The following is a 20996-nucleotide window of genomic DNA, read 5'->3' as shown; positions in this document are numbered from 1 at the left end:
TAAATATAATGAATTTAATTTTTTGGTTTAATGTTAAGGAGTTATTGGGTTTCTTACCATTTCCGTATGCGGGAGTTGGTCTTCTAGATATTTTTTATCCGTTTCTATAAAACCGTAAGTTTGGTAAAAAGGGATAAGGTAGTCCTGAGCGGAAATTCTAATTTGGTTGGTACCCAATCGGTTTTCTATACACTCTACGGCGTAGGCTACCAACTGTTTGCCAATTCCTTTACCTCTGGCTTTTGAAGTCGTTAATACCCTTCCGATAGAGGCTTCAGCATATTTAATACCTTTAGGAAATAAGCGGGCGTAGGCTAGAATATCGCCATTTTGTTCTGCCCAAAGATGTAGCGCCACTTGGTCGGTATTATCCGCATCGAGATAGTAGACTTTTTGTTCTATAAGGAATACTTCTTGCCTTGCCACCATAATTTTATAAAGTTGTGTGGTGGTAAGGTCTTCAAAAGTGCTGATATGCCAAATGATTTTATCCATCAAAACGAACTTTGTTTTCTACTAACATTTGATTGGTTTGGTCTATATAGTCTAGAAGTTCCTCAGTGCCTCTTTTTTTCTCTGCGGAGGTCATAAACATTTTTGGGGTTTGTTCCCAAGTTTCCAATAGTTTATCGGTGTATATATTCTGGTTTTTTAGAGCCGCATTGGGTTTTAGTTTATCCTCTTTCGTGAATACGATAGAAAAAGGAACGCCACTTTCGCCACACCATTGCATAAATTCTAAATCTATTTTTTGAGGCGTGTGTCTGGCATCTACCAAAACAAAAAGATTAACCAAATTTTTTCGATTGAGGATATAGTTGGTAATTAGTTTTTCAAAATCTTTTCGGATAGATTTTGAGACTTTAGCATAACCATAGCCGGGTAAGTCGGTAAGGTACCACTGGTCATTAACCAAAAAATGGTTGATGAGTTGTGTTTTCCCAGGGGTTTGAGAGGTTTTAGCCAACCCTTTATGATTGGTCAAGGCATTGATGAGAGATGATTTGCCTACATTAGACCTGCCGATAAAGGCGTACTCTGGTAAATTAGGCTCTGGACACTCTTGCCATTTTTGGCTACTTTTTATAAAGGCTACAGTTTTTATCATATCTTAAAAATATAAAAGGAAGACGGTGGCCTTCCTTAGTGTATTTTATGCTTCTACTTTTTTTAGCCAGTGGTATAGAATATCGTTGAATTCTTCTGGTTTTTCCATCATAGCGGCATGTCCACATTCGTCTATCCAATAGAGGTCAGAATTTGGAATGTGTTTGTGCATATCTTCTGCCACCTCGGGTGGGGTTACATTATCTTGTTTTCCCCAGATGATGCAGGTAGGACAAGAGATTTTTGGCAAATCTTTCAGCATATTGTGTTTGATGGCGCTTCGGGCGAGCATTACGGTTTTAATGCCCTTCATTCTATCATTTACCACATCAAATACTTCATCTACTAATTCGTCTGTGGCTACATCGGGGTTGTAGAATACCTCTTGTGTTTTTTTGCGGATATAATCTTTGTCGCCTTTTCTTGGAAAGCTATCCCCAAATGATTTTTCATAAAGTCCCGAACTTCCTGTAAGTACCAAATGTTTTACCAATTCTGGCTTTGCTAAAGTTAGGATAATACCGATATGTCCTCCCATAGAGTTCCCAGTTAAAGTGACAGGCTCCCCGCCCAGTTCTTGCTGAATGAATTTGGCTACAAATTTAGAAATAGCCGTAAGGTTGGTGTTCAGAATAGGCAAATCATAAACGGGTAACACGGGCGCCAATACTCTATAACCTCTCTGTGAGAAATAGGAGATGGTGTCATCAAAATTACTCAAGCCACCCATAAGTCCATGAAGTAGGACGATTGGATGTCCTTCCCCTTCTTCGATGTAACTGAATTTCTTTTCTTTTTTAGTTTTAAATATCATAAAAACATTACTAAACCTCGCAAAAATACAAATTATAGATTAAACCGACCTACTAAACTGCCTTTTTTCTTACTGGTATATAAAAAATTTGCTGATATTCATAAGGTTTAGGGACTAATTGAAATGGGTTTTAAGTTTGTATTTGGATAATCAATGAGTTAGAGATTTTTAAAAACTTATCCACAAAGTGGTAAAAAGTGGTAATTTTTGGAAAATATTATATAATTTTGTACCAGGTGAATTATTTTTTTGAAACATATGAGTGTAAGATAGATAGCAAAGGGCGAATGAAATTGCCTGTCGCTTTAGCGAAACATCTATCCACATTGCAAGGCGAATACCTTGTGGTGAAGCGTTCTGTGTTTCAAAATTGCCTAGAAGTGTACCCGCAACAACCGTGGCAAAAACTTATGGAAAAACTCAGCCGTATCAATCGTTTTAAAAAGAAAAATACGGATTTTATTAGGTTATTTACAGCAGGTGTGAAGACGGTAGAAACGGATAAAGTAGGTCGGATTTTAATTCCTAAAGATTTAAAATCTTTTGCAGGTTTGCAGTCGGATATCGTGATTTCTGGAGCAGGGGAATATTTTGAAATTTGGGATAAAGCCCAATACGAAGATAATATTCGCTATAATGAAAAAGATTTTGCCGAGCGTGCAGAAGAAATTATGGGGAATATAGAGGATTTTGATTTTTAAAAAATAGATAGCAGTGTATCATCAGCCAGTATTATTAAAGGAAAGTGTGGAAACGCTCGTTACTAATAGTAGCGGGATATATGTAGATTGTACCTTTGGGGGTGGTGGGCATTCTCGCGAGATTGTATCTCGTTTATCTGCGGAAGGTAAATTATATGCTTTCGACCAAGATTTAGACGCGATAAATAATCAGTTTGAAGACCAAAGATTTACTTTAATTAATCAAAATTTTAGGTTTTTAGAAAATTCTTTAATGCTCTACGGCGTTAATGAAGTGGATGGGGTGTTAGCGGATTTAGGTGTGTCTTCGCATCAGTTTGATGCCGCAGAGCGTGGGTTTTCGACAAGAAGTAATGCACCGCTGGATATGCGAATGAACGCCATGCAAAAACTCAATGCCCAAGAGGTGGTGAATGAGTATGAGGAGCATCAGCTGGCAGATATTTTCTATTATTATGGAGAATTGCGAGAGGCTAGGAAATTGGCTAGAGAAATTGTACATCATCGAAAAACTAAAAAAATTGAAACTACGGAAGATTTAAAGGCTTTGTTTGACTATTTGCCACCTAATAGAAGAAATAAATTTTTTGCCCAATTATTTCAAGCGATAAGAATTGAGGTAAACCAAGAGCTAGATGCTTTAAAGGATATGTTGCAGCAGGCTTACAATGTGCTAAAGCCAGGTGGGAGATTAGTAGTGATTTCTTACCATTCGTTGGAAGATAGGTTGGTAAAGCGTTTTCTAAAGAATGGGATGTTTGAAGGAGAGCCAGAGCGCGATATTTTTGGAAATTATCATAAGCCTTTTGAGTTGTTACAAACCAAGGCAATTATTCCGAGTGATGAGGAAATAGAGCAAAATTCTAGAGCACGAAGTGCTAAAATGAGAGTAGGGATTAAAAATTAAAGTTTAGGAAGAGTTAGAAATGGCGAGAAAACCAACTTATAAAAAGAAGAAACTGACCTTTGGCGATATTGTGAAGGGGAATTTTCTGAATCGTGATGAGATTAGACCGCACTATAAATACCTTCTTCTTCTCGCTGCAATGATGTGTGGTATTATTTATACCAACCATTTGGTTAATAAAAAAATAAAGAAAATCAATGCTTTAAAAGAACAAACGGAAGAATACAAATCGAGAAATGCTTATGCTCAGAGTCGATTGATTAAAATAAAATTAGAAAGTGAACTGGGAAAGGAGATGCTAAAAGATTCATTGATGCCACTAGAGAGCCACCCGCATAAACTGATTATAAAAATAGATTCTACCAATGAAAAATAATACCAACACTTTTGAGCAAAAAAGAAAAAAAATGCTGCTCTGGGGCTACGGCTTCGGGTTGGTTGCTTTAGTGATGTTTGTGGTGTTTGTGGGTAGAATTTTCGTATTGCAAAATACCAATGTAGAAGAAATAAAGGCAGATTATATCAATAGAGATTATCGCCAAGCCACCCTTAAAGCAGCACGAGGCAACCTCTATGCCGCCGATGGATCTATTCTAGCCACTACGGTGATGCGATATGATATCTATTTGGATTTCAAAACTATGCGTGATTCGCTTTACAAAAATAACATTAGTGCATTAACGGATTCTCTCGGTAAAATGTTTGGGAAACCGAGGTCTTATTTTAGAGCTAAGTTTGATAAGCAGAGAGGCTATGGAAATCAATATTATTTATTGGTAAGAGATTTGGATTTTGATGAATACGAACGCATTAAGCAGTTTCCAATATTTAATAAAGGTAAAAACAAAGGGGGCTTCATTGTGGAAAAAAGATTCCAGCGAGAGTTGGCAACAGCAAAAATAGGACGCGGAACGATTGGGGTAGATGAGGGCAATTACCACTACGGATTAGAATGGGCATTCAGCAAATACTTATCTGGTAAAGATGGGAGCCGGTTTGAGCAAAGAGTGAATGCGTCCCAATGGAAACCCATAGATTATTGGAAAATTGTAGAACCTGTAGATGGAAATGATGTATATACGACTTTAGATTTAAGGATTCAAGATATTGCCCACTCTGCGCTATCCAAACAGTTGGCAGAATTTGATGCTGAACATGGAACCGTGATTGTGATGGAAACAAATACAGGGAAAGTAAAAGCGATGGTTAATCTTAGAAAAAAAGAACCGGGCGTGTATGTGGATTCTTATAATTATGCCATAAAAGATAATTTAGAACCAGGGTCTACATTTAAGACAGTATCGTTATTGGCGGGGATGGACGATGGTTTTATAGATGAAAACACCAAAGTGAATGTAGGCAATGGCGTTTGGACTTATGCAGGACAGACCATTAGTGATGGGCATGGCGGTGGTACTTACGAAATCAGCGATGTATTGGCTAAATCTAGCAATGTAGGAACTGCGAAATTGATTACTAAATATTACGCTAAAGACCCTAAAATATTTCTAGACCATTTAAGACGATGGAAATTGTTTGATGCGATGGATATCGAATTGCCGGGAATTTCAACCCCCAAAATCGTTACACCTAAAAATCCGCGTTGGAATGCAGCAACTTTAGCATCTATTTCTTACGGCTATTCTACCAACTTTAATCTGTTGCAACTTGCCACTTTTTATAATGGGATTGCCAATAAAGGGAAAATGCTAAAACCATTATTTATAGAAAAGGTAATGAAGGATGGTAAAGTAAAATATGAAGCCCAACCAGAAGTCATGGTAGAGAAAATGGCTTCGGACAAAGCAATAGAAATGATGACCCATGCTTTAACAAAAGCTGTGGAAAAAGGGACGGCACGCAGTATCTTTACCCCAAACCTAAAAATGGCAGGAAAAACGGGAACGGCAAGGTTTGAATATTGGAAAAAAGGGACTAAAAAATACCGTGCATCGTTCGCGGGGTTTTATCCGTCGGATAATCCTAAATACACTTGTTATGTGATGATTAGCGAGCCTGATGTAACAAAAGGTTACTATGGCTCAACCGTAGCAGCGCCAGTCTTTAAGGAAATTGCAGGGAAAACTTTCCTAAAAACACCACTCAATGTAGAAAAAGCATTGTTGGTAGAGAAGAAGGTAGACCTTAAAAAGATGATGCCACATCAAGTAAAAATTAAAATTGAAAACCACCGAATGCCTAATCTTAAAAATATGATAGGCAAAAATGTGATTCCTCAATTGGAAAACTTAGGTTATAGAGTAGAATATGAGGGTGTTGGGAAAATTATAAACCAATTTCCGCAAGAAGGGACTTATATTAAAAAAGACCAAAAAATTTATTTGACACTTCAAAAATAAAAGCAGAATGAACATCAATTCTTTAATACAACATATCGGCATTATTCAGCATCAAGGTGATTTGAATACAGAAGTTTCGTCTTTGGTTTTCGATAGCCGAAAGGTAACCGATGGTGCAATGTATGTGGCAATTAAAGGCACAGTGGCAGACGGTCATCAATTTATAGCCTCTGCTATTGAGAAAGGTGCTAAAGCCATCGTATGCGAAGAGCTACCAAGTGAATTGGTAGAGGGCGTGGTGTATATTCAAGTTAAAAATTCTGCGGAAACTTTGGGGATTTTGGCATCGAACTTTTATGGCAATCCTTCGGAGCGTTTGAAATTAATTGGTGTTACAGGGACTAATGGTAAGACTTCAGTGTCTACACTTTTGTTTGATGTGTTTAAATTATTGGGCTACCCTTCCGCTTTAATTTCTACGGTAGAATATAGAATTGGCGATACCGTTTTGCCATCTACACATACCACACCAGATGTGGTAACTTTAAATAAAATTCTTGCTCAGGCGGTAGAAGAAGGTTGTGAATATGCTTTTATGGAAGTGTCTTCACATGGCATTCATCAAGGAAGAATTAATGGACTAAATTTTTCGGTGGCAGGATTTACCAATATCACGCACGACCATCTGGATTATCATAAAACCTTTTTGGATTATCTCAATACTAAAAAATTATTTTTTGACCATTTACCCGCATCAGCAACGGCGATTACCAATATAGATGATAAAAACGGGATGGTGATGCTTCAAAATACCAAAGCGACTAAAAAATCCTACGCTATGAAAACCATGGCAGACTATCATGGTAGGCTATTGGAGGCTGATTTTAATGGCATGTTGCTTAATTTTAATGGTCATGAATTTTGGACTACGCTTACAGGAAAGTTTAATGTCTATAACTTATTATTGGTATTTGCAATAACCCAAGAACTTGGTTTTGATGAGGTGGAAGTACTCCAAGCCATGTCGAAACTTCAGCGTGTTAATGGGCGATTTGAAACTTTAAAATCCGATGGTGGTATTTTCTTTATTGTAGATTATGCCCATACGCCAGATGCGTTGGCTAATACCTTAGATGCCATTAATGAAATTAGAACAAAAAATGAACGCCTGATTACCGTGTTTGGTTGTGGTGGGGATAGAGATACAGAAAAACGCCCAGAAATGGGAAAAATAGCCACCCAAAAATCCACCTTGTCTATCATTACTTCGGATAATCCACGCACGGAAGACCCACAGCAAATCATCAAAGGCATAGAAGCGGGTATAGAACCCCAGCATTATAGCAAATATACCGTAGTGCCAGACCGAAAGGAAGCGATAAAAATGGCGATAAAATTTGCAGAACCCAAAGATATTGTCCTAGTGGCAGGAAAAGGACACGAAACCTATCAAGATATTAATGGGAAAAAGCATCATTTTGATGATAAAGAAACGATTGTAGAACTCTATAAAGCCATGTCTAAATAAAAAAAGAAACTTATGTTGTACTACCTATACGAATACCTTACCGCGAATAATATTCATATTCCAGGGCTTAATCTTTTTAAATATATTTCTTTTCGCGCTGCCATGGCGGTGCTTAGTTCATTGATTATCGCCGTGGCGTATGGTAAACGAATCATCAACCTATTGCGAAGAAAGCAAATGGGAGAATTGGTAAGAGATTTGGGCCTAGACGGACAGAAACAAAAGGAAGGTACACCAACGATGGGGGGCTTAATTATCATTATAGCAACGCTGATTCCCGTATTGTTATTTACTAAAATTACTAATGTTTACATCGTTCTGTTGATTGTTTCGGTTGTATGGATGGGCGTAATTGGTTTTATTGATGATTATTTGAAGAAAATTAAAAAAAATAAAGACGGACTAAGTGGTAAATTTAAAGTCATTGGTCAGGTTGGTCTGGGATTAATTGTGGGCGTCACAATGTATTTTCATCCTGATATTACGGTTAAAAGAAAATATGCCGATGCGGGCGTGGTGAATCGAAACAATGTGGAACAAAACTTTATGCCAGAGGAAAAAATTACTGTGTCCACTGTACCTATGATTAAAAATAACGAGTTCGATTATAGCGGTATTCTATTTTGGATGAACGAAAAAGATGCCCACGAATGGGCTTGGGTTGTCTTCATCCCAGTGGTGATTTTTATCGTCACAGCCGTGTCCAACGGTGCTAATATTACTGATGGAATAGATGGCTTAGCAGCGGGAACGAGTGTAATTATTCTTCTTGCGTTAGCCTTTTTTGCCTATGTGTCGGGGAATATTATTTTTGCTGATTATCTCAATATTATGTTCCTACCGAATATGGGGGAAACCACCATTTTTGCCGTCGCCATGGTAGGTGCGGTTATTGGATTTTTCTGGTACAATACCTATCCTGCCCAAGTATTTATGGGGGATACAGGAAGTTTAATGTTGGGTGGTGTCATTGCAGTACTGGCGATTATTCTAAGAAAAGAATTGTTAATCCCCGTGCTGTGTGGTATTTTCTTAATTGAAAATATTTCGGTGATGCTTCAGGTGTCTGTATTCAAATATAGGAAGAAAAAATATGGGTTAGAATATGCCCAAAATAACCGATTATTCAAAATGTCGCCTCTGCATCATCATTATCAGAAAAGTGGATACCACGAGAGTAAGATTGTGAATCGAATGATTATTATAGGGGTGATATTAGCAATTATTTGTTTAATTACATTGAAAATCAGATAGTCGTCCGATAATTTATAAACTTTACATTATGAAAGTAGTCGTATTAGGTGCAGGAGAAAGTGGATTTGGAGCGGCATACCTTGCTAAAAAGAAGGGTATGGAAGTTCTGGTGTCCGATAAAAATAAAATCAAACCAGAATACAAGCAATTGCTGATAGAACACGATATAGAATTTGAAGAAGGGCAACATACCGAATCGCGTATCTTGAATGCCGATTGGGTGGTGAAGTCGCCTGGGATTCCTAAAAAAGCAGATATCGTAATCAAGGTAAAAGCAGAAGGCATCCGTTTATCTTCGGAAATAGAGTTCGCTTCAGAATTTACCGATGCTAAAATTATTGCCATCACGGGGAGTAATGGGAAAACTACAACCACTTCGCTCATCTATCATATCCTTAAAAATAATGGCATGAATGTGGGCTTAGGAGGAAATATTGGTAAAAGTTTTGCCAAGCAAGTAGCCGATGAAAATCACGACTATTATGTTCTGGAAGTCAGTTCGTTTCAATTAGATGATATTCAGAATTTTAGACCCTATATTTCTCTGTTGCTGAATCTTAGCAAAGACCATTTAGACCAGTACAACTATAATTATGAGGAATATGCCCTTGCGAAGTTTAGAATTGCAGAAAACCAAACACAAGACAACTTTTTCATCTATAATAAAGATGATGAAATGAGCCAAAAGATTTTGCAAGAGCTGGATTTTAGTGTAAGCAAAATTCCGTTCTCTCTTAGAGAAAAATTGGACAAAGGAGGCTATATTGACGATGATAAATTAGTGGTTAATTTAGACCATTATTTTGCTATGGAGCTGAAAGAGCTTTCCCTGATTGGTAACCATAATGTGGCGAATAGTCTAGCGGCATCTATCGCAGGGAAAATATTAAACATTAGTGATGAAAATATTAGAGCATCATTAATGACTTTTGAGGCGGTAGACCATCGACTTCAAGAAATTGCGGTACTTAATGATGTGAAATTCATTAATGATAGTAAAGCTACCAATGTTAATGCCACTTACTACGCGTTGGAAAGTATGCAGCAACCCACCATTTGGATTGTAGGAGGCGTGGACAAAGGAAATGATTATTCAGAAATAGAGCATTTGGTTAAGAAAAAAGTAAAAGCCATTATTTGTTTGGGCTTAGATAATGATAAAATCATAGAATATTTCCGAGATAAAATAGAATTGATTTACGATACCAGCAGTATGGCAGATGCTATAAAAATTGCTAAATCCATTGCTACTGATGGCGATGCGGTATTATTATCCCCATGCTGTGCGAGTTTTGATTTGTTTAAAAACTATGAAGACCGTGGCGAGCAGTTTAAAATGGAAACTTTAAAATCTAATTAAGATGGAAGTGTCAGCAGATAGAAAAATAGAACTGTTTAAAGGTGACCGTGTATTGTGGATTACCATTATCGTGATATCGGTGATGTCCATTTTACCAGTTTACTCGGCGAGTTCCAATCTAGAGCATATTGTAAATGCGGGTTCTACCACACTGCACACCGTAAAACATATGTTGTTTATACTTTTGGGATTGGCGCTGATGAGGTTTATCGGTGCCGTCAAATACGAATATATAGGTAAACTTAGTATATTTCTACTAGGTTTTTCGGTGGTGTTGTTATTCATTACAATGTTTACGGGACAAACCATTCAAGGAGCGAGTGCCTCTAGATGGCTAAAAATTCCGGGGACAGGTTTTTCGTTTCAGCCATCATCAGTAGCGTATTTGATGTTGGTGATTTACCTTTGTCGCTATTTGACTAAAAAAATCCAACGCGAGCGCTTACCAATTGAAAATATCATCTATATTTTTGGACCAATATTACTGGTGTTTTTATTAGTGGCTAAGGACAATGGGTCTACGGCATTGATGATTTTATTTACTTCTATTTGTGTGTTGATTTTAGGACAACTCAATTGGAAATATATTGCAGGGTTTATCAGTATTTCTTTTATTACCTCAGCGTTGTTTTTGCTTATCGCCCTCAATACCGATTTAATTAAAGACAACCGTGTAAACACTTGGTGGAGTAGGATAGAATCCTTTGTTAATAGCAAATCCAAAAGTGAACTTAGTGAAACGGAACTTCAAGAAGTTAAAGAAAAAAATTACCAAGTATTACATGCCAAAGCAGCGATAGTACATGGCGGAATTGCAGGCGTAGGACCAGGTAAAAGTGTACTTAAAAGAAGTTTACCCCAATCGGCATCTGATTTTATTTTTGCAATTATCATCGAGGAATATGGATTGATAGGTGCGTCGTTGCTTATTGCGATGTATTTTATCATGATTATTCGGATTCTTATCATAGCAAGTAAAACACGGCCATTTTTTGGAGCGTTGCTGGTGATTTCTTTAGGGTTGATGATTTTCATTCAGCTTTCGGCAAATATTATGGTCGCCCTTAATCTGATACCCGTTACGGGGCAGCCTTTGCCTTTAATCAGTTATGGAGGAACTTCAATGTTAGTTACTTATGCCCAATTGGGTTTAATTTTAAATATCAGCTCTAGAATCCCCATTTACGATGAAGAAGGCATTGGCAAAAAACAAAGTATAGAGGAAATTAATGATATTGCTTAATATAAAAATAACTACGCATGGAACAGCATCAACATAACACTTTCGCACCACGCATTTTGATGAGTGGCGGGGGAACTGGTGGGCATATTTTCCCTGCGATTGCCATTGCCCAAGAAATTAAAAAAAGATACCCTAAGGCTGAGTTTTTATTCATTGGTGCATTAGGTAAAATGGAAATGGAAAAAGTACCGCAGGCGGGATTTAAAATTGAAGGATTGAACATTGCAGGGTTTGATAGAAGTAGCCTTATCAAGAATTTGGGATTGCCTTTTAAACTGGTGTCTAGTCTTTGGAAGGCAAGAAAAATGATTAAAGCATTTAACCCCGATGTTGCCATAGGAACAGGCGGTTTTGCGAGTGGTCCCGCATTATTTGTTGCATCTATGCTGGGTGTTCCCATTATGGTTCAAGAGCAAAACTCATTACCTGGGAAAACCAATCAGTTTTTAGCGAAGAAGGCAAAAGCGGTATTTACGGCATATCCTGATATGGCATCTTACTTTGATGGTACGGACACTTTATTTTTAGGAAACCCTATCCGAGAAAACATTATTACAGATAATATAGATACTAAAGTTGCCAAACAGCAATTAGGATTAAACCAAGAAAAATTAACGGTTTTATCCGTGGGTGGGTCGTTAGGTTCTAGAACTTTGAATAATGCTTGGAAAAAACACGCCACCGAACTTTTGGATAGAGATATTCAATTGATTTGGCAAACGGGTAAAACGGATTATCAAGCCATTATTAACAGTGAACTAGGGCAATCTTTAGCACAAGATAAAGGCATACAAATTAAAGAATTCATCTCGGATATGAGTTTGGCGTATGCGGCGGCAGATATCATTGTATCTAGAGCGGGGGCAATTGCCGTATCCGAATTAGCCGTAGTGGGAAAACCCATTGTATTGGTGCCATTCCCTTTTGCTGCGGAAGACCATCAAACGAAAAACGCCCAAGCTTTAGTGGAAAAAAATGCAGCCCGAATGGTAAAGGATAGCGAGATGGAAGATAAATTTTGGGCTACACTAATGGAAATTTGTACACAACCCGAATTAAGGGCAACGCTATCGCAGAATCTTTTATCTTTTGCAAAACCCAAGGCGACGCAAGCCATTGTGGATGAAATTGAAACTCGAATATTAAAACCTTTGAACCAATAGACTATGGATACGCATCATTTAAAAAGTATTAAGGATAAAGACACATTCTATTTTATAGGTATTGGCGGTATTGGTATGTCGGCATTGGCAAGGTATTTTCATTCGATTGGGAAAACTGTATTAGGTTATGATAAAACACCCACTAAGCTTACCCAAGCACTTGAAAAAGAAGGAATAGATATTAGTTTTGAAGATAAAGTAGACGATACGATACACCAACTCAATCCTGATGATACTTTGGTGGTCTATACCCCAGCGATAAAGTCGCTAGGGATTTTAGATTATTTCCAAAAGCATGGGTTTGAAGTTTTAAAACGCGCAAAAGTTCTAGGGGTAATCACCGAGCATACTCAATGTCTAGCAGTTGCTGGGACACATGGTAAAACCACTACTTCTAGTTTATTGGCGCATTTATGCCGCGAAGCCGATTTGCCTTTTTCGGCATTTTTGGGTGGAATAGCAGAGAATTTCGGGTCTAATTTTTTATTTAATGGGGATACTTACGCGGTGGTAGAAGCCGATGAGTACGATAGAAGTTTTCTTAATTTATCGCCAGATTATGCCATCATTACCTCTACCGATGCCGACCATTTGGATATTTATGGGGATAAGGCAACAATACAGCAAGGGTTTCAGGATTTTGCCGATTTAGTGCCTCATGAAAAGCATTTATTTGTGAGAAAAGGGATTCAATTAAATCAAAATGCTACCACTTACGCTGTGAATGAAGAGGCAGATTATTATTCTGATAATTTAAAACTAAACGGTGACCAAATTACATTTGATTTTCATACGCCAAACCATGAGGTACAGTCATGTTCTTGGGGGATACCGGGAATTCATAATGTTGAAAATGCCACGGCAGCTATGGCGGTACTTCATCAGTTAGGAGTAGATTTATCGGTAATTGTAAAGGGACTTCAAACTTTTAAGGGGATTAAAAGACGCTATACAAAGCACCAGTTTGATAATGGTAAAATTTATATTGATGATTATGCCCATCATCCCACAGAGCTCAATGCCGTTATAGGGTCGATAAGAAATTTCTATCCAGATAAAAAATTATTGGTAGTTTTTCAGCCGCATTTGTTCAGTAGAACGAGAGATTTTGCTGATGATTTTGCGAAAAGCTTATCCCAAGCCAACGAATTATTGCTGCTAGACATCTACCCAGCCCGCGAATTGCAATCTAATTTTGAAGGGGTTACATCCAAATGGTTATTGGACAAGGTTGAACTTAAAGATAAAGCGGTGGCTAGTTTGGATGAGGCTTTAGACCTTATAAAAACTAAAAATTTCGATATTTTGCTTACCGTAGGGGCGGGGAATATTGATACCTTGTATGATGATTTGGTAGCATATGTGGACAGTATAAAATGAAAGGAATGAAAAATAAATACAGAATATTAAAAATTGCGGTGACGCTGGTGATATTAGCGTTTCTATTAAATTTTTCGTTGAAGCGATTTAATGAAATGGCTATGCCGCCAATTGATATTCGTATGCTGCAAGGCGCTACACCAGTTTATTTTGTAGATGAAAAAGATATTGTGAAATTGGTCAATCAAGCTAACCCGACCAATAAAGTAGGCGATATAGATATCCCTAAACTAGAGCGAAGTATCAAAGCGCTAGAGGCGGTGGATAGTGCTAATGTATATCTAAGTCTAGATGGGATTTTACACTTGGATATTAAACAAAGAATACCTATCTTTAGACTTCATAAAGGAAATAAAAGTTGGTATGTAGATGAGCAAGGCGTGGCGTTTCCTACACAGAGTAATTTTGCTTATCCTTGTATGCTGGTATCTGGGAATATCCCTAAAGAAGACTATCCCCAATTGATTAATTTAATCAAGACCATTAATCAAGATAGTTTTAGTAAACAATTTTTTATAGGGATTTCTAAGTATAAGAATGATTATAATTTGGTGACCGACAATGGTAATTATAAAGTGGAAATAGGCGATTTAGACCATATTGATTTTAAAATCAAAGGCTTTAAAACTTTTGTAGAGAAGTATTTGGTGTACCAATCGCCAGAGAAGTATTCTAAAATATCCGTAAAATACGATAATCAAATTGTAACCACTTTGAATCCAAGGTACAAGGAGCAAAAAGAAACAACAGAAAATTAGTAGAACAAAGTAAATATAAATCAATGAAAAGTCAAGATTTCTCAGTAGGCTTAGATATAGGAACCACCAAAATTGTGGCCATAGTAGGGCGACACAATAGGTTCGGTAAAATTGAGGTTATGGGTGTAGGTGTGGCACCGAGCCTCGGCGTGCATAATGGTATTGTTAATAATATCTCACTTACCATAGACTCTATAAAGTCGGCGGTGGAAAAAGCACAAAAAAATGCAGGGATCATCATAAAAAAAGTTACGGTAGGCATTGCAGGAAAGCACATTCGCTCTCTACAACACTCGGATTATATTATGAGAGAACATCCCGACCAGTACATTACCGAAGCGGATATAGAAACCCTTAAAAATCAGGTTAAAAAATTGGTAATGTTCCCAGGTGAAGAAATTATCCATGTGCTACCACAAGAGTATAAAGTGGATTCCGAAGGTGAGATTTTAGAACCTATCGGGATGCACGGGAAGCGCTTAGAGGCAAATTTCCATGTGGTAGTGGGGCAGATGAGTAATATCAAGAATATTACCCGTTGTGTTCGTGAGGCAGGTTTAGAAATGGAATCGCTTACCCTTGAACCTTTGGCGTCTTCGGAGGCGGTACTTACTGAGGAAGAAAAAGAAGCGGGTGTTGCCATTATCGATATCGGTGGTGGAACTACGGATATTGCAGTGTTTAAGAATGATATTATTCGCCATACTTGTGTTATTCCTTATGGAGGAGGTATCGTAACAGACGACATTAAAGACGGCTGTTCTATAATAGGAAAACACGCCGAGCAACTCAAAGTAAAATTTGGGGCAGCTATACCTGAGAAAGAAAAAGAAACCACTTATGTGACGATTCCTGGCTTACACGGCAGACCCGAAAAGGAAATTTCATTAAAGACTTTAGCCAAGATTATCCATGCTAGAATGGAAGAAATTTTGGAAATGGTCAATACCGAACTGAAAGCCTACGGCGCACACGAGCAGAGAAAAAAATTGATTGCTGGGATTGTTCTTACAGGGGGTGGGTCTAACCTAAAGCATTTAAGACAATTGGCAAATTATGTCACAGGGTTTGACAGTCGTATTGGTTATGCCAATGAGTTTATCTCTAATGATGATAAGGATTTATTAAAAAGTCCAAGTTTTGCGACTTCTATTGGATTGCTAATGGAAAGTTTAAACATTAATAGCAAACGAAAAGCCGAAGCCGTAGAGCCAATTTCTGAGGATAAATTGGAAGATAAACCTTCTGATGTAAAAGATAATGAAGAAGTTAGAGTAGAAGCACCTTTGGAAGGGGATAGAAAGAAGGCGTCTATCGGTCAAAATATCTTAGAATTTGTCAAAAAGTTCTTTGAAGAGTCAGAATAAATTATTAATTTCGTTTTTTTATAAATATACCTATGGAACATAGTAACAATACAGGATTTCAATTCGATTTACCAAAAGGCAACTCATCAATTATTAAAGTAATTGGCGTTGGTGGCGGTGGAAATAACGCCCTAAAACACATGTACGAAAAAGGCATACATGGTGTAGATTTCGTTATTTGCAATACCGATGCCCAAACGCTAGACAGCAATCCCGTAGCACACAAAGTACAATTGGGTACTGCAATTACGGAGGGCTTAGGAGCAGGTGCCGACCCAGAAGTAGGAGAAAAGGCGGCTATTGAAAGTATTGATGATATTAAGTCTGCCTTAGGGCAAAACACCAAAATGGTTTTCATTACTGCTGGTATGGGAGGCGGTACGGGAACGGGTGCTGCGCCTGTGGTTGCAAAAATCGCTAAAGAAATGGGTATTCTTACCGTGGCTATTGTTACCGTACCATTTGCATTTGAAGGCAAAAGAAGATTGGAACAAGCGGAAGCTGGATTAGAAAAACTTAGAGAAAATGTAGACTCCCTGATTGTAATTAATAATGATAAATTGCGTCAGCAGTTTGGAAATTTAGGCTTTAGACAAGGCTTTTCCAAAGCAGATGAAGTACTTACCAATGCTGCTAAAGGGATGGCAGAGGTCATTACAGCACCATTCTCTATTAATATTGACTTTAGAGATGCCAAATCGGTATTGCAAAATTCTGGTACAGCACTCATGTCCACTGGTATTGCAACGGGTGAAAAAAGAGCAGAAGAAGCCGTAAGAAAGGCTTTGGATTCACCATTATTAAATGATAATAAAATCACTGGTGCTAAAGATGTATTGCTATTGATTTTGAGTGGTAGTGATGAAGCCCATGAAGCCACTATGGACGAGATAGGATTGATTAATGACTATGTTCAAAACGAAGCGGGTGGAAATAATAACGCCAATATCATCTTTGGTGTAGGAACAGATGAAGAACTTGGCGAAGCGATAAAAGTATTGGTGATTGCAACAGGATTTGCTAAGGAAACTCCAATTAATGCAGGACCTTCTGAGGTGGTAAAAGTGCCACTTCATGATGACCAACAGGGACGAAGAAGAGTATCCCCATTTAAAACATCCTCCGAAAGAAAGCAAGAATCGACTTCTACCGCGGAGAAAAAAATAGTAAGATTGGATGACGAGGATGATTTTTCTTCGCCACAATTTTCAACCACTACGGATAATAACACCGCTTTTGAAACTAAAACGGCAACATCTGAAATCCAGTTGATGGTTGAAGACGAAACCAACCAGTGGGAAAGACACCAAGACAAAGAAGAATTGAGCTTATTTTCTTTTGAAGATGAATTCTCTACGGAAAGTGAAGGGCTTTCTTTTACTTTTGAAAAAGAAGAGGTAGAAAGTTCTTCTATCGAAACATTGGAAACAGAATCTACGGACTTTAATTTTACAGTTAAAGAAAAAGAACAGCCTTCAAATACTGTTTTTGAAGAGGCAAAGCCTTTGGCTAATGAACCTAAAAAAGAAGAGGTGCAAGCCTCTGTAAATGAGGAAGTACAAGATATTAAAACTGATATCGTAACATCTGAGGAAACTTTATTTACCATTATCGAAAAAGAACCAGAAGATAAAAAAGTTCAAGACCGTAGAAATAAATTGAGAGAATTTAATTCTCGCTACCAGACTCAGGAAGAAGAAAATGTATTTGAAACGATTCCTGCATTCAGAAGAAAAAATATCAATATTGATGAGGATATGCCTTCTGAGCAGCGAATAGACTCTTTTCTAAGTCAGAAAGATGGTAAAATGGAATTGAGAGAAAATAGATTCTTAAATAAAGATGTAGATTAATATCAAATGCCGTCTCATAATTGAGGCGGTTTTTTGTCATTATGACCGAATTTCGAGTTTGGAATACTTTTGACGACAATTAACCATATTAATAATTACTAAATAAAATATTATGTATCCACAAGATTTAGTCATGCCGATGAAGGCAGAATTAACCAATAACGGATTTGAAGACTTAACCACGCCAGAAGCGGTAAACGAAGCTCTTAAGAAATCAGGAACAACTTTACTTATGGTAAACTCCGTATGTGGTTGTGCGGCAGGAGCAGCAAGACCAGGCGTATTATATTCACTAACAGGAGATAAAAAACCAGACCATTTAACAACGGTATTTGCAGGGTTTGATATCGAAGCTGTTGCAGAAGCGAGAAAGCATTTAGCCCCATTTCCACCATCGTCGCCATGTGTCGCCTTGTTTAAGGATGGAGAATTGGTTCATATGGTAGAAAGACATCATATAGAAGGTAACCCCGCAGGTGCCATCGCCGCGAATTTGCAAGCCGCTTATGATGAGTATTGTTAATAACTTATAACTAAACTAAACTGCCTCATAAAAAGAGGCAGTTTTTTTATTATTGATAATATGAATAAGAGAACAGTTAATATAATATCAATAGCCTTATTTGTTGATATAGTTATTCTATTACTGTTAAATAAATTTCATACAACAGACCTGATTTTTCTTTATGGTAATGCTCCAATCGGCCATTCCCCTTAAATATTTATTAGGTATCAAGAAATAGGATGGATGATTAAAAAGTTTATTTACCAGAACGATACCATTATCTACCCACAAATACCTCATATAGAATATCATGATAGTGGAGTCTATGAACTATCAAAAAGCAGAGTATTCAAGCACCGCTATTATTTAAAAGATGTTGGGAGTTGATATTTACTTAATGATGTTAAGAATTTCTACTGCCAACTGGTAACCATTAGTTCCAAATCCAGAAATTAATCCATCGGTATAAGCGGCAGTAACAGATTTTTGACGGAAAGTTTCTCTTTGATAAATATGGCTGATATGTATTTCTATTTTAGGTTTTTTCAGATTTTTTAAAGCATCAGCGATGGCATAAGAATAATGCGTAAAAGCACCAGGGTTGATGATTAACGCATCATAATCCTCATCTTGGATTCTATTGATGATTTCCCCTTCAATATTAGATTGGTAGTATAATAGATTATGGCTGGGATAAGCGGTTTTGATCTCGTTTAAAACCTCATCCATAGTTTTATTGCCATAGATTTCGGGTTCTCTGGTACCTAGTAAGTTGAGATTAGGACCGTTAATAATTAGGATAGTCATAAGCAAAATGTTATTTGATGCTAAAATACAAAAAATCCTCAGAATATTCTGAGGATTGTAGCCCGTAGGGGAATCGAACCCCTCTTGCAAGAATGAAAATCTTGAGTCCTAACCGATAGACGAACGGGCCTTATAGGTTTTATTATCCTAATTTATTAACATGCTTAGTTAACTTGCTTTTCAAGTTAGCCGCTTTGTTTTTGTGGATAATGTTTTTCTTAGCCAATTTATCAATCAAAGAGATTACTTTTGGTAATTGCTCTGCTGCTGCTGTTTTATCTTCTTCATTTCTTAATACTTTCACAGCCGTTCTAGCGGTTTTGTGATAGTATCTGTTACGAAGTCTTCTTGCTTCGTTTTGTCTGATTCTCTTAAGTGCTGATTTATGATTTGCCATAACTTTCTAAAAACTTGAGTGCAAAGATATATATTTTTTTTTAATTACAAAATTTTTTTAATAAAATTTTTAATTTAGTAGCCTATAGGGGAATCGAACCCCTGTTGCAAGAATGAAAATCTTGAGTCCTAACCACTAGACGAATAGGCCATAATTTTTTTGGATTGCAAAAATACAAATATTTTTTAATCCTCAAAAATTATTTTACTACTTTTTCTATCACAATGTTTTTTATGCCTTTAGCTTCTAAAGTTTTTAAGGCTTCAGCTGCGAGTTCTAGGGTTTCAAACTTACCATAGGTATAATAGAATTTTCCTTTTTGTCTATTTCTTACAACATCTTTTCCGAGGGTATTCAGAATATAGGATTCTTGTCCTAATTTTCTGTCCGTTACCGCAACTTCTAAGGTGTAATACCCGACGGCTAATTTTTGATTAGGTACAAAACTAATGGCTACGGCATTTCTAAAGCCAGCATCTTTGGCGGTTTTTACATTGCTATTTTTAACAGAAGCAAAGTTGGTGGTACCATAATAATATTTATAATAACCATTTTCTTTTAAAGTTAAAATATAATTAAGCCCTTTTAGTGCTGGGTCACCTTCGTTATATTTCTCTTCCGAACTCATTAGTAAAACTCTAAAGTCATTTTTCAAAGGTTGTTCTTTAGGTTTTTCTGGAATGTTTTTTAGGGTAAGGTTTCCACCTTTTCGGTCTGATAGTCTTTTGTATTCTACAATAGCATTGTAGACGCTTTTTGCAGTTTCCATTTGTCCTTCGTAAGACATCAGGTATGCGGCATCATCATAATTGCTTATAAACCCCATTTCTATGAGGATAGAAGGCATGGCATTAAGTCTTAGCACATGGAGGTTTTTTTGTTTTACTCCTCTAGAGAAACGATGGTCTTTTTTTACAAAATTATCTTCCACCAAACTGCCTACGATTAGGCTGCTTTCTAAATACTTCTGTTGTTGAAGTTTCAAGGCAATTAAAGATTCTGGCGAACGCGGGTCGTAGGTGGCAAAGGTTTGCTTATCTTCCTCATCTAAAAATATCACATCGTTTTCAGATTTGGCAACTTCTAGATTCGTTGCATTTTGGTCAGGACCTTGAACATAGGTTTCGGTACCATAAGCGGACGACCTTCCCGCGGCATTACAATGGAGGGATACAAATAAGTCGGCTTTTGAACGGTTAGCCAAATTGGTTCTAGAGGTAAGGTTAGGATAAAAATCTTCTTTTCTGGTATAAACTACTTTAAATTCCTTGTTTTTTTCTAGCATTGCCCCCAGTTTTAGAGTCACGGCTAGGGAAATCTCTTTTTCTACTACATTGCCTAGGTCGCTGTACCTTCTATTAGCTCCGTGGTCACTACCACCATGTCCTGCATCCAGAACAATCACAAAAGGCTTACTTCGCTGTGCTGAGACAGACATTAATAATAAACTGAACAGCAGAATCAACGATTTTTTTATGTTAAATAAACTTTTATTTGTCATCATATTTAATAAAAATTACTATTTTTGACACCTAATTTTTTCAAGATAAGG

Annotated in this window: 21 protein-coding genes and 2 tRNA genes; 15 read left to right on the top strand and 8 right to left on the bottom strand. The window is 37.2% G+C overall.

Going from position 1 to position 20996, the window contains the following annotated elements:
* Positions 1-33: 33 nt before the first annotated feature.
* The 3 genes from C237_RS0105315 to C237_RS0105305 are packed head-to-tail and all read right to left on the bottom strand — an operon-like array spanning position 34 to position 1921.
* Positions 34-495, bottom strand: coding sequence for a GNAT family N-acetyltransferase (locus C237_RS0105315; RefSeq protein WP_018675462.1), 462 nt, complete (start codon positions 493-495; stop codon positions 34-36).
* Positions 488-1108: a ribosome biogenesis GTP-binding protein YihA/YsxC gene (yihA, locus tag C237_RS0105310; protein ID WP_018675461.1), complete on the bottom strand. Its 621-nt coding sequence runs from the start codon at positions 1106-1108 to the stop codon at positions 488-490. Before yihA ends, C237_RS0105315 begins: the two co-directional genes overlap by 8 nt.
* A gap of 45 nt (positions 1109-1153) precedes the next feature.
* Entirely contained in the window at positions 1154-1921 is a 768-nt protein-coding gene (locus C237_RS0105305; RefSeq protein ID WP_018675460.1) for an alpha/beta fold hydrolase, read from the bottom strand.
* A 236-nt stretch (positions 1922-2157) separates the two neighbouring features.
* Between C237_RS0105305 and mraZ the strand changes: the two genes are divergently transcribed.
* The 15 genes from mraZ (at position 2158) to C237_RS14510 (ending at position 18627) form a co-directional block, all read left to right on the top strand.
* Complete coding sequence (mraZ, locus tag C237_RS0105300) at positions 2158-2622, top strand: division/cell wall cluster transcriptional repressor MraZ (protein WP_425413726.1); 465 nt, start codon at positions 2158-2160, stop codon at positions 2620-2622.
* Between the two features lie 13 nt (positions 2623-2635).
* Positions 2636-3529: a 16S rRNA (cytosine(1402)-N(4))-methyltransferase RsmH gene (gene rsmH / locus C237_RS0105295; RefSeq protein WP_018675457.1), complete on the top strand. Its 894-nt coding sequence runs from the start codon at positions 2636-2638 to the stop codon at positions 3527-3529.
* A gap of 19 nt (positions 3530-3548) precedes the next feature.
* Entirely contained in the window at positions 3549-3905 is a 357-nt protein-coding gene (locus tag C237_RS0105290; protein WP_018675456.1) for an FtsL-like putative cell division protein, read from the top strand.
* Complete coding sequence (locus C237_RS0105285; RefSeq protein WP_018675455.1) at positions 3895-5889, top strand: penicillin-binding transpeptidase domain-containing protein; 1995 nt, start codon at positions 3895-3897, stop codon at positions 5887-5889. Before C237_RS0105290 ends, C237_RS0105285 begins: the two co-directional genes overlap by 11 nt.
* Positions 5890-5896: 7 nt before the next feature.
* Positions 5897-7357: a UDP-N-acetylmuramoyl-L-alanyl-D-glutamate--2,6-diaminopimelate ligase gene (locus tag C237_RS0105280; protein ID WP_018675454.1), complete on the top strand. Its 1461-nt coding sequence runs from the start codon at positions 5897-5899 to the stop codon at positions 7355-7357.
* Positions 7358-7369: 12 nt separating this feature from the next.
* A complete protein-coding gene (mraY, locus tag C237_RS0105275; RefSeq protein WP_018675453.1) occupies positions 7370-8611 on the top strand; it encodes a phospho-N-acetylmuramoyl-pentapeptide-transferase in 1242 nt (413 codons plus the stop codon).
* Between the two features lie 28 nt (positions 8612-8639).
* Positions 8640-9971 (top strand): UDP-N-acetylmuramoyl-L-alanine--D-glutamate ligase, encoded by a 1332-nt coding sequence (gene murD / locus C237_RS0105270; protein WP_018675452.1) that lies wholly within the window; start codon positions 8640-8642, stop codon positions 9969-9971.
* Between the two features lies 1 nt (position 9972).
* Positions 9973-11214: an FtsW/RodA/SpoVE family cell cycle protein gene (locus C237_RS0105265; RefSeq protein ID WP_018675451.1), complete on the top strand. Its 1242-nt coding sequence runs from the start codon at positions 9973-9975 to the stop codon at positions 11212-11214.
* A gap of 17 nt (positions 11215-11231) precedes the next feature.
* Positions 11232-12377 carry an undecaprenyldiphospho-muramoylpentapeptide beta-N-acetylglucosaminyltransferase gene (gene murG / locus C237_RS0105260; RefSeq protein ID WP_018675450.1) on the top strand — a complete coding sequence of 382 codons (1146 nt, stop codon included), beginning with the start codon at positions 11232-11234 and terminating at the stop codon, positions 12375-12377.
* Positions 12378-12380: 3 nt separating this feature from the next.
* Positions 12381-13757, top strand: coding sequence for a UDP-N-acetylmuramate--L-alanine ligase (murC, locus tag C237_RS0105255; RefSeq protein ID WP_018675449.1), 1377 nt, complete (start codon positions 12381-12383; stop codon positions 13755-13757).
* 5 nt (positions 13758-13762) lie between these two features.
* Positions 13763-14515 (top strand): cell division protein FtsQ/DivIB, encoded by a 753-nt coding sequence (locus C237_RS0105250; RefSeq protein WP_033398667.1) that lies wholly within the window; start codon positions 13763-13765, stop codon positions 14513-14515.
* Positions 14516-14538: 23 nt separating this feature from the next.
* Positions 14539-15882 (top strand): cell division protein FtsA, encoded by a 1344-nt coding sequence (gene ftsA / locus C237_RS0105245; protein ID WP_018675447.1) that lies wholly within the window; start codon positions 14539-14541, stop codon positions 15880-15882.
* A gap of 32 nt (positions 15883-15914) precedes the next feature.
* Positions 15915-17735 (top strand): cell division protein FtsZ, encoded by a 1821-nt coding sequence (gene ftsZ, locus C237_RS0105240; RefSeq protein ID WP_018675446.1) that lies wholly within the window; start codon positions 15915-15917, stop codon positions 17733-17735.
* A gap of 112 nt (positions 17736-17847) precedes the next feature.
* Positions 17848-18258 (top strand): BrxA/BrxB family bacilliredoxin, encoded by a 411-nt coding sequence (locus C237_RS0105235; protein WP_018675445.1) that lies wholly within the window; start codon positions 17848-17850, stop codon positions 18256-18258.
* A gap of 225 nt (positions 18259-18483) precedes the next feature.
* Positions 18484-18627, top strand: a complete 144-nt coding sequence (locus C237_RS14510; protein ID WP_018675444.1) for a hypothetical protein — start codon at positions 18484-18486, stop codon at positions 18625-18627.
* A 3-nt stretch (positions 18628-18630) separates the two neighbouring features.
* Here the strand turns inward: C237_RS14510 and C237_RS0105225 are convergent, their stop codons facing one another.
* The 5 genes from C237_RS0105225 to C237_RS0105205 form a co-directional block, all read right to left on the bottom strand.
* Entirely contained in the window at positions 18631-19047 is a 417-nt protein-coding gene (locus C237_RS0105225) for a type II 3-dehydroquinate dehydratase (protein ID WP_018675443.1), read from the bottom strand.
* 58 nt (positions 19048-19105) lie between these two features.
* Positions 19106-19177, bottom strand: a tRNA-Glu gene (locus C237_RS0105220).
* A 12-nt stretch (positions 19178-19189) separates the two neighbouring features.
* The gene (rpsT, locus tag C237_RS0105215; protein ID WP_018675442.1) at positions 19190-19444 is read right to left on the bottom strand and encodes a 30S ribosomal protein S20; all 255 of its coding nucleotides are present in this window, start codon (positions 19442-19444) and stop codon (positions 19190-19192) included.
* 78 nt (positions 19445-19522) lie between these two features.
* A tRNA-Glu gene (locus C237_RS0105210) sits at positions 19523-19594 on the bottom strand.
* A gap of 49 nt (positions 19595-19643) precedes the next feature.
* Positions 19644-20948, bottom strand: coding sequence for an N-acetylmuramoyl-L-alanine amidase family protein (locus C237_RS0105205; RefSeq protein WP_026315505.1), 1305 nt, complete (start codon positions 20946-20948; stop codon positions 19644-19646).
* Positions 20949-20996: the final 48 nt, after the last annotated feature.

This window comes from Riemerella columbina DSM 16469, from assembly GCF_000374405.1.
GTDB lineage: Bacteria > Bacteroidota > Bacteroidia > Flavobacteriales > Weeksellaceae > Riemerella > Riemerella columbina.
The sequence above is the reverse complement of the archived record's forward strand: the minus strand, read 5'-3'. Positions and strand labels throughout refer to the sequence as shown.